Genomic DNA, 16,178 nt, shown 5'->3' with positions numbered 1-16,178 from the left:
TCTTTAACTCCTCACAATTTTTCCATCCAAACAGGCCTGATAAACTTCAATTAAGCTTTTAACCGTACGAACACTGGAAATCAAAGCTCCCTGCGAAAATGGGTCTGCATCCAGTTCAATTTCCAAATGGGCGATTAGCTGGGCAATATCAAGTGATGAAAAGCCCAGATCCTCAATCAGTCTCTGTTCATCTTTGATTTCCGTAACTTTATAAGGTTTTTGTTCTAATATTTCCTGAATGACATTCTTGATTATCTTTTCTGTTTGTTCCATTTAAATTACCTCACTCAAATTTTTATTTTAGTTTTTATTCAGATTGTTGATTATTCGCTTAATATCCGGAATAAAATCCTGGGAAGAAGTAGGCAGGGCTAACAGTTTTTTAGCATTTGCTATAGCCAGGAGCGTTTTATTTCTTTGCAGGTATATTTCTATCTGGCATGATAAAATTGCAACAGAAATAATCTGTAATGAATCCCCGTGATAGTTCGGATCACACTCTTTGATTGTACCTTTGATATATACTTCCAAAGTTTCACCGGCAAAACAATTTCCGTAATAAAATGTTTCCCTTTCAAGTACTGACAGGTATTGCAAAACATTGGACGGAAAACCTGGCTTCAACTGTTGAGAAAGCATAATATATTCTGCCCAGTCCATTATTCTGGTAAATTTGGCAAAAACCATAGCATGCCCTGGAGCTGCATCCTGGTCACTGGCTACATAATACACAATTGGATCCAGCGTCTTAAGATTTCCAGGTTCAAAACCAAAGCCAGAACTGCGGATATTTTTACTTCTGGGTATTGCTTCCGGAGCTCTTGATACCTTGGGTAAGACAGCAATGCATTCCGGCTTGGGAATAGAAACCTTTCGTGCAAACCCTCCTGTTTCACCAACATCGACAATAATTAAACTGTTAGCTCTCATGGAAGGATACTTTTCCAGATCCCATCGGGCAGTATCTGATGCGATTTCCCCCTGTTTGCCCAATACATATAAAGATTCTAAAATTGTTTCCCCAAAACGGGCTACATCTACACCTACCGATATATTGTCCCAAAGTTTGTAAGTCGAAAGCAGCAAATTCTTGGGGACTTTAAGGTGAGTCATAAAATATGCAGGATAAAGAGTCAGCCCTTGATTATCTTTTATTTCATCCGGGCAAATCCCTGTATTAAGTGTAAGATGATGGCTATGTGCATTTCCAAACAACAAAAGAAGCGCATATTCATTTAACGTCCCTAAACCAACATGACTCATAGTTAATTCAATATTCTCAATTAACATTCTATGCCTCCTTAATCGTTAACTTATTAGGGATTTAATGCGTCGTGTGAGAAGTTCCGCAGTCTCTGTCATGAGTTTTTCACCAATCTCATCAACGTGCCGGTTTCTCCAATTCTCTAAGGAAGTTCCTTTTAACCATTGATTTAGTGCACCCAACGCCGGACCGCAGTGCACTTGGTAATCCACTTGACATTCGGGATTACCGTCCAGGGCTAACAGAGTGGAATACCTGAAATACCATTTAAAGATTAATGCCATCTTGTGCTTGGGATTTTTTTCTGCTCTCTCCAGCTCAAGTGGGGACAAATGCCCTTTGATTTCTTCAAAAACTTCCTTAAAACTACGTTTGAAATATTTTTCCTGAATTAGCGTTTTGCTCTTCTCATCTATTTCATCCAGTGAATTATAAAACCTGTACATGTCATAGAGTTTATTTGCCCTGGCGGGGAAAAACACCCCTTTTTTTAGTACCTGAACCCTGGCCCCTATTTCAAACATGTCACCTGCCGGAGAATATTCGGTATCCTGAATATTCATTTGCTGCAGCATATCTTTTACTATGTCACTTGTGCCTGCCTCTACAGTACAATGATTTATAGATCCGGTTGCAATGAAATCGGCACCCATAATAAAAGCTGCCGCTGCCGCTTCCGGAGTGCCAATTCCACCGGCAGCGCCAATTCGGATCTTTTTGCAGTACTTGTATTTGTTCATCATTTCATCCCTAAGCCTTAGCATGGCTGGCATCAGGGTATAAGCCACACCACCATCGGTATGACCACCGGAATCTGCCTCTATGCATAAATCCTCCGCTACAGGTATTTCTCTTAGCAGCTCAGCCTGTTCTTCACTGATTTTGTTTTCCTGAACCAGCTTAAGAATAATCCGCTCAGGTGCCGGACTTAAAAATGCTTCTGCAACCTCAGGCCTTGATACCTTTGCAATTATTCTGCTGTTTCCGTGTATAGTCCCGTCCGGATTACGTTTTAAACCTTGGCTCCGTAATCTTACCAATCCGGGAGTTATGCTCATATATGCTGCAGCTTCAATATTCCTGACACAGCACCTGATGAAAAGATCAATAGCCTGATCTTCTGATTCAGGCTTGTTAGGATTATAGATTAGATTCATACCATACGGCTGATCACTTGTTAATTCCTTCTGAATCTTCAGGATTGCATTCTCTACCTGCTGCAGCTTGAGTCCTCCCGTACCGAAAAAGCCCAGCATCCCTGCTTTACCAAGTCTTACTACCATATCTGCAGAAGATATTCCCCTGTACATGGCACCTGCTATATATGCGTACTTGAGATTGTAATCTTTCCTAAATCCGTCATTACCTAAAGATGAAGCTGTTATCTTTAAAAAGTTAATCTCCATGAAACCTTTTACCATTTTAAAATGCCCAAGCATTCATACATCAGGCATTTTCACCCTTCACCTATTCATTATCATTGATCACCAGCGGTTCAGACTGCTGTCGTATTTTATCCACCAGTTTGGTTAGTACATTGCCTGGTCCTACCTCTTCAAACACTACGCTACCCCGTCCCAGTAAATACCTAATGCTTTCGGTCCATTTTACCGGACAAACTATTTGTTCAACCAGATTAGCTTTCAGCTGGCTGGTCTTATAAGGCCTTGCACGAACATTAGAAATAACCGGGATTTCCAATTTGCTAAATGTAAACTCGTCAATAAATTTTTCAAATTTTTCTTTCGCCTCTGACATATATCTGGAATGAAATGCGCCACTCACGTTCAGAGGTATATACATTGCATCTGCAGCTTTAAATAAATGTGCAGCTTTTACTACTTCATCCTTTGGTCCTGACAGTACAATCTGAGTCGGACTATTGTAATTTGCAATATCAATAGTGTCAAAACCATTTTCTCTCAAGATCCCTTCCACTTTGTCATCGCTTAAGCCTATAACTGCAGCCATGCCTCCTCCACTTGCCCTGCTCATTAGTTCCCCTCTCTTTTGAACCAACTTCAGCCCGGTTTCAAAGTCAAAAGCACCTGCGGCAAACAATGCACTGTATTCACCCAAACTATGCCCAGCTAAATAATCCGGCTTTGTTCCTGTATCCTTGATCTTCTTCAGATAACTGAGAGCATTTACTGTATATAGTGCAGGCTGTGTATACTGGGTTTTTCCTAAAAAATTATGTGGATCCTGCAAACAAAGCTCTTTTATTGAATAGCCAAGTATTTCATCAGCCTTCTTAGCTATTTCCGGGAACTCATCAAAAAGTTTATCTCCCATTCCTTTTATTTGTGACCCTTGACCCGGGAAAACATATACTATTTCCTGTCTTTTCCTGTTAACCTCGCTATGATTATTAACTAAAGAATTTACGTTTAAAGACTCTGTTATTTTTGCCAGATTTTTTAGCTCCCTATTAAAAGGCGTTATAATTGCAAAGCTTTCTGATTGAGACTTTTCCTTAAGATTATGCTTCACAACATTGGCTAATGTACCTCCAGGCCCCAGATCCAAATAAACTAACTTCCCATCCATTTCCCTCTCCAGCTCCCTGACAGCTTCACGGAACTTAATCGGCCTCCTTGTAACCTCCCACAAATAGTCACCTTCTACAGATGCCAGGCGATCACCATATAAACAGGAAATAAAAGGAATTTGAGGATTCTTATAACGTTTGGCAGTCAGATAACTTATAAAGCTATCTGCTGCAGGGTTTATTAATGAAGAATGGAAGGCATAGTTAACTGGTAATGTTAGGTATGAGATTTCTCTTCCTTTTAGGTATTCCTCAATTTGCTTTAGTTGCTCCGTTCTACCCGAAACTACAAAGTGTGATTCATGGTTTGAGAAGGCTAATTCACTGTTTTTGTTAATTAACGGCAGTTCGTAAAACAGATTAACGTCATGAATAATAGCAAGCATACCTCCCCCGGAGCAATAAGTTTCAATGGCTTGTGCATGCCTTATGACAGCTTCCATTGCTTCTTCAACCCCTAAAACACCAGCTACAGCAGCTGCTGCATACTCTCCTAAACTGGTACCCATGACAAAATCAGCTTCTATTCTGCTTTCTAGTAATTTTTGTGCCATAGCATATTCCACCATAAAAATTGCCGGATGGGTATATTTAAGCTGTATAAATGGTTCGCCTATACGCTTTTCCTCACTGTATAGCTGATCAATAACAGAAATGCCGCCGATTTGTTTTGCAATATCATTTAATCTTATCATCCACTTTCGGAAAACTTGATCCTGGACAAAAAGTTCTTTTCCCATTTGATAGTACTGAGAACCTTGTCCTGAAAACATAAATACAATGGATTTCATACTTAATATCACCCTTTTCAAAATCAATACGTTAATTACAGGATATTTATTGTTAACTAAATAAACACTTTTGTTTTTTCTTAATAAAGTCGTTAAATATTCTTTTCTTAAGAATTTGAAAATTAATACTGTAAAAATGCAAATATATATCTATGATTATTTTTACTTGATAAACTTGCATTAAGCAGCTTTATACTATTTCTCCCCCCCTCATATTAATGAATAGTCTAAACTAATTAGGATATAAACAGTTTCCTATATTAATAATTAAAAGAATCATCTCGCAGAGATGATTCTTTTAATTTAAAATTATTCAAAACAAATTATTTTATAACCACTCGGCTGTAAAAGCCTGAAATAATTTAAGAATTACTCGAGATTTAGCCACTTTCCTTCTAAATCAACCCTTTTTACTTCACCGCCTATTGTTATTCGTACAGTAACGCGTCGGTTTCTTTTAGAGAACCTTTCAATAATCCCTTCCAGACCAACCAATGGTCCACTGACTATACTAACCCTTTCACCGATTTTTTTTATTTCACTCTTTTCTACAATATCCCCATTGCACATCAATTTACTTATCAAATCAGCTTCCTCTGAAGTTATTTGAGATATTTTTTTATCAGTTTTCATTAATTGAGCTTCTATTCTGTTAACACGAAGCCATAAATCAAGTTCTTCAATGCGCTCATTGGTAGTTGTTACAAATAAATACCCTCTGAACAAAGGCTCGATTATATCAATAATCTGACCCTTTTTACGCCAACTGAGTCTGCGTTTAGGAAAAATGATTTCCAAGTCCCGGAATATTATCTGGATTAACTGCTGATTTTTTTCTTCCTGACTTGGTCTTGTTCTAAGTATATACCAACACAAATGAATCCCCTTTCTACAAAAAGGCATAATTACTTAATAGAAATATATCTGCTTAAATTGATATTTCTGATTTTGGTTTACTATAATAATAATTTCCTTAATTTGAGCGCCCCCGCATCAAACAAGATAAATTATTTTGTAATTTGAATCACTTTAGGTTGTACACTTTTAATTCATTGTTAATAGAACTGATATCCATCTGCATAATTTGTATCTGGAATAAAGGAATATTGTCTTATTTTAGTTGCTAGTGATAATAATCCCCGTAAGTAAAATCCCACTATTTGTTACAATCTTACCATATATTTACATATTATTCAAGTATAAATTCCTTTAATTCCCAATATTTTTCAAAACAAGGATGTGAGCTTCCTCACCATTGCACGACATACTGCCTTTTCTTCTGTCCTGATAGAAAAGAGGCCAGCAAGATAAATACTAAAACTATATGGAAGGAAATATAAAAAAAGTAGGGTAAACTACAATTCACCCTACTTTTTTACTTCTGTTGAAAAATGAATTCCAATGGTTTTCTGTCGCTCGATACAGACATAAGGAAGGGCAATTAAAATTAAGGAATACATGATGAACTAAAACCCTATTTATTAAGACTAAAAAGGGAGTTTACAAGGCTGATAACTCGTCAGGTTATGTAGTTCAGAAGTGTATATTCGATGCGAATTTACATACTGTTATCCCAATTTATAGAATGTAGTCTTTTTTATTAACCAAACCCATTCTAGAACAATGTAATTCCCAATTTTTCCACCCTTCTACTCAAATGGAATATCAGATAAACTACAATAAGTATGTTAGATACCACAAATACAAAGTTGTGAAATTATGGTAATATTAATAGATAGGTATAGAATATTGAAAAAATTCAATGACATATTACTTTGAACAATAGAAATTGTAAATTTTCTATATTGATTATAGGATTAATTAAGTATAAAATATAAAAAATACCAATATATGGAGGAAAGCATTATGTTATTAAGAAAACTTGGAACACTTGTTTTATCCCTTGTTTTATTATCTCAAACTATAGCAAGTGCTGCTCCTACCAGTCTAAAGAAAGACGAAACGGAAGCTGCTTTAAATTTTGATGTTAACAATACTGGTGCATCAAAAGCTGCTGTCTATTTTATGCTCAATGATATTGTATACAACAATGAAAGTGGTTGGGATAATAGCTGCAAAATCAGCTCGGTAACTCCTCTTTATGGTTTAGATGAAGATGTTACCACATATGTTTTCAATATTTCAAAAGGGAGCCAACCAAAAGGATATATTGTGGTAGCTGCAAATACTGAAATGAATCCTGTTGTAGAGTTCTCATATAGTGCAAAATCTCCGATCGAAAATTTGGAGGCTTACACAAATGGTAATTCAAAGCAGAAAAAATTGCATTACCTTGGAAACTTAAATTATTTTTCAGAATATGAAAATAACGATTTAGTGAGTGACTATGGAGAAAAACAATCAAAAGACAAAGTAAAGAAATTCTTCAATGTTAACAAAAGTGACAAGGCTAATAATAAGCAAATATGGGGAAACATATTAAAAGCTAATGATTCAGTGTTAAAAGATTTTTTTGTTGGTGATAATGGAAACGGTGAAGTTATTTCAGACCCCGCCATATATTTACAAAATACATGGAACAGTGCTGCTACATATTTTAAAGATTCCTCCAATACAAAACTACTTGATTACGTTGGAAACTGGCTGCAAAAAGATTATGAAACATCCGATGGTGTTGGTAAAACTACTGGTTCCGGAGTTAACAACTGTACATTAAGTTCATTATCAAATATATTTATCTATTTCTCTGCCAATGGCTGGACTAAAGTACCATTGGATAAATCTGCAATATATAGCAAAGTACGCGCGGAGGCTGTCAGTCTTGGATATACGCCTAGCGGCGGTTTGGGCGTAACTAAAAACAATAATCTTGTAACTAACAGTTGGAAAGCTTTTGGTTATACAAACGGGAGTGGATCTACCAGCTACACATGGAGTTTCAGTTCGATCCGTAGTGAGATTGATAATAATAAACCGGTTTTATTTTCATTAGCAAGTGGTCAGTATTATAATCATACCGTTGCAGTTAGAGGCTATACTAAGTATAAAACACTTTACCAGGGAACTATTGCATCATATACTCACGATTTCTATGTAGTACATGATAATTGGAACAGTGGGGATCGGTATATATACGCAACAACATCGACTTTAGTAGGAGCTGCAACATATATAACTCCTGCTACTCCCAAGTAATTACTGTTATTCTGAAAATAGAACAATTTAAAACAACATTTATTATCTTCAATTAATTTATTAGCAGTGGTAAATATAGAATAATTACTTTAATATCAAAATTTAGCGAGGTGTATTAATGAGTAAATACCTTTTACTTGGTATGTTGTTTTTGTTTTCAATATTGAATGGGTGTGCAAGCACAACTCAACCTAAAGATATCAATGATTATAAAAACATGATCATAGAGAAATTCAAAGCAAAGGAATTTAAGGATTTTATATTAAGCGAACCGCCTGTTTTGGGCGGCAAAAACAATATCTATTGCACCTTCTCAGACAATGATAATAATAATTTCTTTTTAGTTTCTACAGTTAATGTAGGTAAATATATACTTATAAATAAAAGTACTCCCATAGATAATAACGTAGACAGTTTGAAAAAAAATTACAATAAACTAATAAAGTCTATTACAGATAACGCTGGTGGAGAAGTAGTTTTGAAGGATATTGCTGTATATAAGTGCGAGTCAAATGTTGAACACTTTAATAGTAACAAGGTTGGATTTTTGTATTTAAGTAAAACATCTGATAAGGATGGAGATATGGATAAACTTAAGGCATCCGGTAATTATTCCTATGATATCAAGGTATTATTTAATCCAGATAATGATGAACACTATTATATAATAAGTGGTATCAAATTTTTATAAAATTCTTTACATAAGTCTGAAAATCAGTACGTCCTTGCAAAATACATTCGTAAGCTATAGTTTAGCATATAACTAAAAAGATATTTTGCGACTCATAGTCTTAGATTAATATTCGTTAGTTTTGTTGATTCTTCTGAGTAAAACTAGTATAATTTTTATACATTAAGAAATGGGAGTTATTATTTGCGTAACTCCCATTCTTATGAAAATTCCTGACTCAACACAATATCAATTGTATTGCATTAAGTCCTTTGAATCAGTTAATTCAGGCATATGACACAACACAATTTCTTAGCGTACATTTTTTGCAAAAATCTGATGATAATCTAATTATAACTCCGAACTACCTGCATATTGGTAATAAGCTTGCTGTGTAGAATTCAACTTAGGGGTCTATAATGCCTGGCAAGCCAGGTACACAAACCATCAAGGCCAGGAAAAAGAACCCTCTCATTAATATTCGCCTGGTCTAATTTATCTCTAATCTCTAATTTTATTTCCTTAGGGATTATTAGTCTTTTATAGTAGTCAGGATAATTTACTAATATCTCATCATGAATTATAGTCGGGTTGGATACTACAGAGTGTAATCCAAACTGATTAATAATCCTGTCATCTAATGACGGAGGCTCAAAAAACAGCAAAAAAGGATTATCGGATAAAGTGTCAAAATCACCTAAATTTGAGCATTTTTCCGAAAGCATTTCTGTTGTAAATGCGTACGCGTTTTCCCTTTTTAGAATAGTTCTCAGTTTGCCTGGGATTACCTCATGCATTCTTTCTATATTTATACACCATATAACACCGTCTTTATCAAAACTATCCGTATCAAAAGTTGCAAAGTGCATAGCTACAAAAGGTGAGTATGTCCAGTCCAAAAGCCTTGTAGGCAATCCATGGTGCTGAGCAATGGCAAGCACCTTCCAAATATTCTTTTCACTCTCCGCCCCTAATCTTGCATACTTAATGAAATTCCTCAATATACTGTTTTCTAAACCACAATTGTCCTTACAATTTCTTTCTAATGAAGTTTTGAGCTCATAGCCTTTATCACTTATCCCCCTGAATACAAAACTTGTCCTATATCTATTTATGTCCGATCTGTAAGAATTCTCATAGACCTTTTCAATAAGTTCTTCCCAAGAGTGAATAGTGATATCATTATAGCTTCGCTCTTTCATCAGTTCCCCTCCCTTTTTCTATATCAAAATGCTCATTGATTTACGTTTTTGGTGATATGCTCCAGCAAATATATACCTGGTATCATTTTTCATTACAACTGAAAAGTATGATATTGAAATCAAAATAATACCACCTAAATTATACTATTATATTTTCTTCCAATCCACAATTTATGGAATTTTTCTTTGTCAAAATCGTCGACACCGCTATCAAGGTCATCTCCGCCATCAAAACCCTTGTAAATTATGTCTCTTTTGCCCGTAAATCCAAGCTGATCTGCAGTTTTGACAGTTAGCAGCGCTTTCTTATGTCCAGTATTGATAAACTTTGACTCTTCACGTTTATGGTACCTAGATAAATTTTTGTAAGCAGCTGCCTTGCAATTAACATCATAAACACTCCATTTTGTGAATCTTTAATAGAATTAATTTCTAAAAGCTCCCCGTACTCCTCGTAATTTAGAGGCTGCCTATTGACTTTTGATAAGGAATACAACATTTTATACAGCCTAAATACACTATTTATAAATGTTCAACCAGCCTTTTATTTTAAACCACAGAAACATTCCAACACCAATTATCGCCATGATTCCAAGTACTAGAAAATATCCATATTTCCAACTCAATTCGGGCATATACTCAAAATTCATTCCATAGATTCCCACTACAAAGGTCAATGGTATAAAAATTGATGTTATTATAGTAAGGATTGTCATGATCCTGTTCATCCGATGCGAGTTTATTGACAAGTAGCTGTCACGCATATCAGCGGTCATCTCCCGGTTGGATTCCACTATATCCGAAAGCTTGAGAAGATGGTCATATATATCATTAAAGTATTGCTTACTGTCCCTGAACTCCTGTAAGTGTTCAGAATTTATTATCCTGTATAAAAGTTCTTTCATTGAATTAATAATTCTTCTAAGCTTCAGAAGGTCTTCGCGCAAGCCAAAAACCTTGTTAATTATACTTTCGTTTAAATTTCCGCCTGCCCTGATTGTAATACTCCCCAGTTTATCTTCTATTTGGTAAACTGCCGGAAAGTACTGATCAACAATCTTATCAAAAATAAGATAAGTGACATAGAGATGTCCTTCAGCCCATATATTTTTGTTTGATATCAATTTCTCACGTACAGCCTTTATTTGCATAATCTCAACCTTATGAAAGGACACGATATAATTCTTCCCAACAAACAGATTTAAATCAGAAGCTGTTAGGCTTTTTATATTTAGTGCATTAAGAACAAAGAAATTATATGTATCATAGTAGTCTACCTTGGGACGCTCATAATAATGTAAACAGTCTTCTATTGATAAATGATGAAAACCAAAGTGCTCGCTTAATAATGATTTATAACTTTCATCACACTCTGTAATATCCACCCAATACCAGTTAATGTCCGATTCAGTCAAGCGCTCAATAGGAACATCTATAAGAAGCTCTAAATCCTCTGTCAAGGCAATTGTATTAATCAATTTCTTATCCTCCGCAAATCTTTTCATTCATCAATACCTATTATATTACTTTATTAAGAAAGCACAAAGAGCTTTGTAATATTCAGATTGATTTATTGCTTCAAAGCAACTTAAGCCGCGTTTTTAGCTTCAGAATTGCCAAAAATGATAAACTTACTTCTTGCAAAGATATAATCAGTAAGCTTTACGAATATATTGTAATAGGCAACGCCAAATTGCCAATATCTCACAAGAGGAGCATGCACGTTGGTTGAAGGAATATCTAAAAGCTTAGACGGGAGTAAGCCTGAAGACAGCATAAGAGGTAAGATCATGTTTATATATATGCAGCGTCTTGGTACAGGTAATCTCTATCAACTTACAGAACCACTGGGATTAAAGGCACTTGCTGCTTTTGTAGAAGACAAAGGGTATAATGCCAAAGTTTTTTCAGGCCCAGCTCACATAGCTCTCTCTGTTGTTGATCAGGAAATATCTGAATATGGCCTGGATGTTGTTGGGCTTTATTGTGATTATGAAAACTGCTCGGTAGTTGAAAGCTTCTGCCGGACAGTAAAAAACAAATGGGGCACAAAAGTGTTTATAGGAGGCCCGCAGGCAGTAGCCCTGGGAGACAGTTTTCTAAAAAACTCCTGTTGTGATGTACTAATACGTGGAGAAGGAGAATATCCGGTTTATGAGTTACTGGAGTTCTTTCTTCATGGCTGCGGTTCCCTTGAAACCATTGCTGGAGTCTCCTATCTTGATAAGGACAATCACCTTATCAGTTTAAAGCCACGCCCCCCTATAAATGACCTTGATGGATTACCTTTCAGAAAACCAGGAAAGGATTGGACCTCTTATAAAAACAGAAAAAGTTTTACTCTGCTGACCGGGCGCGGCTGCCCCTTCAACTGCGCTTTCTGCTATGAAGGAAGCGTCCCTGGAAAAGTACGCCTGCGGAGTGTGGACAATGTAATTAGCGAGCTCCGCTGCGCCCTGGAACATAACCCTGGTATTAGGTACATATGGTTTGCAGATGACACCTTCACCCTCGACCCTAAGCGTATTGAAGCCTTTAGCAGAGAATTTGCAAATTTACGAAGGGAATACGATTTCGTCTGGTTTTGTGAGTGCCACCCAAGTACTTTCATAAGATGGCCCGACATGCTATCTGCAATGCTAGAATCAGGTCTTGTCAGAATGCAGATAGGAATAGAATCCGGATCTCCCCGTGTTATTGAACTATACAGAAAGCAAGCCACATTAGAGCAAATAGAAGATGTAGTCCAGCAATGCTGGAAAAAGGGCTTGCCACAGCTAGCAGGGAACATTATCATCGGCGGCGCTCTGGAAACCCGGCAGACCTTTGATGAAACAAAAAAATTTGTAGCAAGGCTTCTTGATATAGGACCAGGCATGGTGGATATTACCTCTACATTTTTCCTCCCTTTGCCTAATACGGCCCTAACGTGCAATCCATCCGCCTTTGGCTTAAACATTATAGATATAGACTCCCTTACCTCATCGGGTGATATTGCAGTTGCTGAAACCAGAGATCTCTCCCGTGAGGAAATAACCTCCATGAGGATGGAATTCACAAACCACATCCTTACTAAAATGCTAAACCTCCAGGAAGAAGGGCATATCTCTGAAGCCCGTATATTGGAGGATTTCCGCCTGAAACATAAATATGGGATTGAGAGCAATTGGTACAAAATGGTCTACTCTCCGGACAATATTCTAAAAAACTACTATACATTAATGGAACAGGGCTCTATTGTGAATTCTAAACTAATACCCGGCAGTGAAATATGGAATCATTGTCCCATTCGTACTTTCAGATTATGGGAATACTGTGATTTTGATAGCGGCAATCCTATAATAGCCAGACAGAAATTATCATGGCTTGAATTTGAACTTATTCTGTCGTGTACGGGAACAACAACACTGAACAAAATCTGTATGTGCTTATATTCCAATTTTAAAAACGATTTTTCCTGTTACGAAGACTTCTGTACTGCTGTACTGGGAATTATGAGCCGGTTCGAAGGTCGTCGTTGGCTAGGGTACACAGAATATTAGGCTTTATGGGGGTTGTGATGGAAAACAACGTATTCGTCAAAGAAAAGAATGTCCAAGTTATTTTAGATGAAGTAGAGAAAAGACTAAAGGAATTTCCGGATTTGAAGTTTATACGCCTAACAGGCGACGACTTTGCCCGCGATGCTGTGAAGGCTTCACAAATCAGCCGAGGAATGGCAGATTTGAAAAACACACGGGATTTTGTATGGGGATGCCGGTGTAAACCTTTCGTTTTAGCGGACATACCTGAATTGGCTGAAGAACTTGCAGACTGCGGCCTTGTGCGAATCGAACTGGAAATTAACACGCAGTCAGATAATAATGATTTTACATACGCTTCCGTCCTCTGTTCCAAAGGTGTCATACCACAGGTTGTGGGTCATATGGTATTAGATTGGTTACCACAGAGTATTGAAAATATTGAAAGTGTGCTAGAACGTGTAAGAGGGTTGATTACTGCATCACCTGGAAGCTTCGAACCCGGGCCTAGCCCGCTTCTTCGCATTTACAGTGCTTCTGATTTACCATTTTCTACAGAAGATAACTTGTCTTCAGACAGTGTGATCCTGCTGGAGAACTATGAAAGTACTCCCTGGAAATTAAAAGACATCAGAAAAGATTGGCCTATTATAGTGCAGCAAAAATACTACTCTCAGATTATCTCCTGTATGTGCAGTCTGGAAGCCAAACGCAAAATCCCTCACAAAAAAATACTTTCTCATTTCACACTATATGAAAACTATGGAATAGATTCCTTATGGCATAGCACAATATTTAAGAAGTATAAGGTGCTGTTCAACTATTTCAACCTTTTATCGCGTGGTGCTGCCAGACGCTCAATTGATATAGCACCGGATGAATTGGAAACATGGAGACCTCAGCGCACAATAGATATGTGGGCTTCTGTAGATTATGAAAAGGGCTATCCCCGTATCGGTAGTCAGGTTCTTTCCCCTCTTGAATACGAACTGTTTTTGCATTCTACAGGCAAATTAACCCTTCAACAGGTGCTGGATGTAATCTTTTCGCGCTTTGGCAGCAGATTTGAAGGATATGGGGAGTTTTACACGACTGCCATGTCAATACTCAGGTCATTTGAAGACAGGTATTGGCTGGCATATACAGCTATATAAGCTGTATTTACATGTTTACTTTAAACTTATATATGTGGGGTAATTTTATATGACATACGATATTTTACTTATAAATACCCACCGGGAAAATTGGGGCTCTGTACCGGAAGATATCAGCATCGGCCAAAATCTCCTTACTGTTTTCCTGAAGGAAAAAGGCTATAGTGCGGCACTGTTCCGGGGATTCGCCCATGAAGCCATGGAATGGATCGAAAGGAAAATGGCTGAAGATGGTGCACTGACCGTAGGGTTTTATTGTGATTATGAAAACAGCACGCTGGTTACAGAGATATCCAGGTACATCAAGGAAAAATGGGGTATACCCGTTTTTGTAGGTGGTCCCCAGGCCGTTGGACTGAACCAGAGTTTTCTGGAGAAGTCGGGTTGTGATGCAATTATCCGTGGAGATGGCGAATTCCCGCTCCTTGAACTGCTGGATCTCTATATAAAGGGTGAAAAAAGCCGGGCAGAGCTAGACGGCATATCATACCTTGACGAAAGTGGAGAGATGGTCTGCCGTCCCGACAGAAAGCCAATTGAAGATCTTGACAGCCTGCCGTGGCCTGACTTCAGGTTGGAAAAAGGACATGAATCCTGGTCTATCCTTCCTGTCATGACTGGACGTGGCTGCCCCTATCACTGCGCATTCTGCTATGAAGGAAACAATACCAGGAGAGTCCGTTTCCGAAGCGTACAGAATGTTCTTGACGAAATTACCTGCCATTTTGGACGACACCCGAATTGCAAGTATATATTTTTTATTGATGATACATTCACTCTGGACCCAAAGCGTGTGGAGCAATTCTGCACAGGGCTTAAACGACTGAGACAAAAGAAGGATTTCGTATGGTTTTGCGAAGGCCATGTCCAAACCTTGTACAAATGGCCCGAGATGCTGAAACAAATGGCAGATGCAGGTCTCGTGAAGCTGTTTCTTGGCATTGAGTCAGGTTCTGACGAGGTGCTTTCTCTGTATAAAAAGCAAACCACAGCAGAAATGATGGAATTTGTGGTACGTGAAAGTGTAAAAGCCGGGATACCTCAAATAACTGGCAATATAATTGTGGGCGGCCCGCTTGAAAGCCCGGAAACCCTTGAAGCCGGGGCAAATCTGGTTACAAGACTTATGGAGCTGGCGCCAGGCAGGTTTGAATCCCTGGGTTTCTTCCTCATGCCTTATCCCAACACAGCCATTACGAAAAGACCTCAGGATTTCGGCTTACGTCTGCTGTCAGAACGTGAAACCCAAGGTCTCGAGGATATTCCTCTGACCGAAACGGAGGCATTTACCTGGATGGAACTGTTTAACGCCAGGCATAGGCTTAACAAACACCTCTATAATACAATGATGAAAATGTATACCGGGGGGAAAATACCCCATGATGTAATCATTGGAAACTATCGCCTAGCCTATAGGTACGGGGTCTATTCCCGGTGGTTTATCAATGTATTTATCAAGCATCCGATTTACAACCGCTATTATCAGTTAATGGCTCGTAATGCAGTATGCCGTTCACAGGACATAGCCAAACACGAGCTGTATTCATGGCATCCCCAAAGAGTATTTGAAATTTGGAATACCCTATCACTTGACAGTGGATTTCCACAAATCAATGACTATGTATTTTCTCCTTTGGAATACGAGTTACTTCTTTTATGCAGTGGCAAACTCAGGCTGGGAGAAATACTGGACAGATTATACGCAGGCTTCGGAAGCAGGTTTGAAAGCAGGGATGCCTTTGATGGTACAGTTCTGAAGCTGCTTGAAGGGTTTGAAGAAAAACGATGGCTGGCGTATGCCCGTTTTTGAATGTCAGTGAAGCGGCAGTTGTTTATTTCCTTTAGGGCGGTGAGAGAGGGGGCTGGCTG

Annotated in this window: 10 protein-coding genes and 1 pseudogene; 5 read left to right on the top strand and 6 right to left on the bottom strand. The window is 37.8% G+C overall.

Features of this window, described 5'->3' with window-relative positions:
* Nucleotides 1-3: 3 nt before the first annotated feature.
* The 4 genes and pseudogenes from N3I35_15245 to N3I35_15230 all read right to left on the bottom strand — a co-directional run bounded on the left by N3I35_15245 (nucleotide 4) and on the right by N3I35_15230 (nucleotide 5,482).
* Entirely contained in the window at nucleotides 4-273 is a 270-nt protein-coding gene (locus tag N3I35_15245; protein ID MCX8131434.1) for an acyl carrier protein, read from the bottom strand.
* 27 nt (nucleotides 274-300) lie between these two features.
* Nucleotides 301-1,290 carry a D-fructose-6-phosphate amidotransferase gene (locus tag N3I35_15240; protein ID MCX8131433.1) on the bottom strand — a complete coding sequence of 330 codons (990 nt, stop codon included), beginning with the start codon at nucleotides 1,288-1,290 and terminating at the stop codon, nucleotides 301-303.
* 18 nt (nucleotides 1,291-1,308) lie between these two features.
* Nucleotides 1,309-4,606, bottom strand: a pseudogene (fabD, locus tag N3I35_15235) (ACP S-malonyltransferase).
* A 369-nt stretch (nucleotides 4,607-4,975) separates the two neighbouring features.
* Nucleotides 4,976-5,482, bottom strand: coding sequence for an antitermination protein NusG (locus tag N3I35_15230; GenBank protein MCX8131432.1), 507 nt, complete (start codon nucleotides 5,480-5,482; stop codon nucleotides 4,976-4,978).
* 990 nt (nucleotides 5,483-6,472) lie between these two features.
* Between N3I35_15230 and N3I35_15225 the strand changes: the two genes are divergently transcribed.
* Both N3I35_15225 and N3I35_15220 read left to right on the top strand, forming a co-directional pair.
* Nucleotides 6,473-7,762 (top strand): Spi family protease inhibitor, encoded by a 1,290-nt coding sequence (locus N3I35_15225; GenBank protein MCX8131431.1) that lies wholly within the window; start codon nucleotides 6,473-6,475, stop codon nucleotides 7,760-7,762.
* Nucleotides 7,763-7,880: 118 nt separating this feature from the next.
* Nucleotides 7,881-8,453: a hypothetical protein gene (locus N3I35_15220; GenBank protein ID MCX8131430.1), complete on the top strand. Its 573-nt coding sequence runs from the start codon at nucleotides 7,881-7,883 to the stop codon at nucleotides 8,451-8,453.
* Between the two features lie 380 nt (nucleotides 8,454-8,833).
* On the opposite strand, the gene N3I35_15215 is transcribed toward N3I35_15220, so the two are convergent.
* Entirely contained in the window at nucleotides 8,834-9,634 is an 801-nt protein-coding gene (locus N3I35_15215) for an FRG domain-containing protein (GenBank protein MCX8131429.1), read from the bottom strand.
* A 518-nt stretch (nucleotides 9,635-10,152) separates the two neighbouring features.
* A complete protein-coding gene (gene corA, locus N3I35_15210) occupies nucleotides 10,153-11,112 on the bottom strand; it encodes a magnesium/cobalt transporter CorA (GenBank protein MCX8131428.1) in 960 nt (319 codons plus the stop codon).
* Nucleotides 11,113-11,358: 246 nt separating this feature from the next.
* Between corA and N3I35_15205 the strand changes: the two genes are divergently transcribed.
* Genes N3I35_15205 through N3I35_15195 form a run of 3 tightly spaced genes read left to right on the top strand, consistent with a single transcriptional unit; the run spans nucleotide 11,359 to nucleotide 16,119 of the window.
* On the top strand, nucleotides 11,359-13,176 hold the full coding sequence (locus N3I35_15205; GenBank protein ID MCX8131427.1) for a B12-binding domain-containing radical SAM protein: 1,818 nt from the start codon (nucleotides 11,359-11,361) through the stop codon (nucleotides 13,174-13,176).
* A 17-nt stretch (nucleotides 13,177-13,193) separates the two neighbouring features.
* On the top strand, nucleotides 13,194-14,309 hold the full coding sequence (locus N3I35_15200; protein ID MCX8131426.1) for a hypothetical protein: 1,116 nt from the start codon (nucleotides 13,194-13,196) through the stop codon (nucleotides 14,307-14,309).
* A gap of 49 nt (nucleotides 14,310-14,358) precedes the next feature.
* Nucleotides 14,359-16,119, top strand: a complete 1,761-nt coding sequence (locus tag N3I35_15195; GenBank protein MCX8131425.1) for a radical SAM protein — start codon at nucleotides 14,359-14,361, stop codon at nucleotides 16,117-16,119.
* The last annotated feature ends 59 nt before the right edge of the window (nucleotides 16,120-16,178 follow it).

The sequence above is a fragment of the Clostridia bacterium genome (genome assembly GCA_026414765.1).
Classification (GTDB): Bacteria; Bacillota; Clostridia; order Acetivibrionales; family DSM-27016; genus SKW86.
This window is presented reverse-complemented; position numbering and strand designations above follow the sequence as displayed.